At 47.8% G+C, this 1,065-nt stretch carries 2 protein-coding genes; both read left to right on the top strand.

What is annotated here, in order from left to right; translation table 11 throughout:
* On the top strand, nucleotides 1–497 hold a 497-nt coding region (locus QUA38_RS29165; protein WP_333168042.1), incomplete at its 5' end, for a tetratricopeptide repeat protein.
* A 224-nt stretch (nucleotides 498–721) separates the two neighbouring features.
* On the top strand, nucleotides 722–1,065 hold a 344-nt coding region (locus tag QUA38_RS29160), incomplete at its 3' end, for an ROK family protein (RefSeq protein WP_333168039.1).

The raw sequence follows: 1,065 nt of genomic DNA, 5'->3' as shown, positions 1-1,065 counted from the left end.
AAGATGGTGAATTGGCGGCTTGGTTGCGACGGTTTGGGCAAAGATTGTTAGAGGGCGAACATGATGAGACTGCTGCTACGGATGCAGTGGCATCGCTTCAGGAATTGGCGCAGCGGCTGGTATTATTAGGTAGAATTGCCAGCGGGGAATTGTCAGAGGTTGCCAGGCAAATTGGACGGGAGATATTGACACGGTTTCCGCTGCCGGAGGTGGAGGAGGAGGATACAAAGGGGAGGGTGATTGAGGCGGTGTTTGTTGGGGATGGTTTGGGTTTTTCTGGGGAAGTGAACCGCAGAGGCGCTGAGGGTAAAGAGGCAGAATCGGAAGTTAATGTAGATGCGAAAGCCTGGTGCGAGCGAGGGAATGAGCAGTATAATTTAGGAAGGTTTGAAGAGGCGATCGCATCTTATAACCAGGCAATTGCTCTCCAACCAGACTACCACGATGCTTTGCACAACCGAGAGGTAGCGCAACGTAAGTTAGGCGAAATTAAATAGGCGAACTCGCTTGTATCCAGAATTTTTGTTAGGTCTTGCGAGCGACATGATACTATTAATATTTAATGGGAGTCTTCCTGGATAATTATCATACATTTAAAAGAGAAGTTTGAGGACTTAAGTCCTCACTACCAACTTAATTTGTAAGGTGTGTTAGGCGCACATACAATAGGTTTATCCTATTAAAGTTATTCCCAAATTATTGCATCCCAAACGCACAGCGAATGACACAAGTAATCGGCATTGACTTAGGCGGAACTGCAATTAAACTCGGCAGATTTAGCAAAGACGGCATTTGTCACCAATCCTTAACTGTTTCAACCCCTCAACCCGCAACGCCAGAAGCCGTTTTAGCAGCGATGACGGATGCTATTTTACAACTGAATCCGATCGAAAATGATGTAAGTGCGATCGGCATTGGCACTCCAGGCCCCGCAGACGCCGCAGGCCGCCTAGCCAGAGTTGCAATTAACCTCAAAAACTGGCATAACGTCCCCCTCGCTGACTGGGTGGAAGCTAAAACCGGACTGCCGACCATATTAGCAAATGATGCCAACTGTGCCGGATT

Origin of the sequence: Microcoleus sp. Pol12B4, assembly GCF_036701385.1 — a bacterium.
Taxonomy (GTDB): domain Bacteria; phylum Cyanobacteriota; class Cyanobacteriia; order Cyanobacteriales; family Microcoleaceae; genus Microcoleus.
Note: the sequence above shows the minus strand (reverse complement) of the source record. Positions and strands in the feature narration are given on the sequence as shown.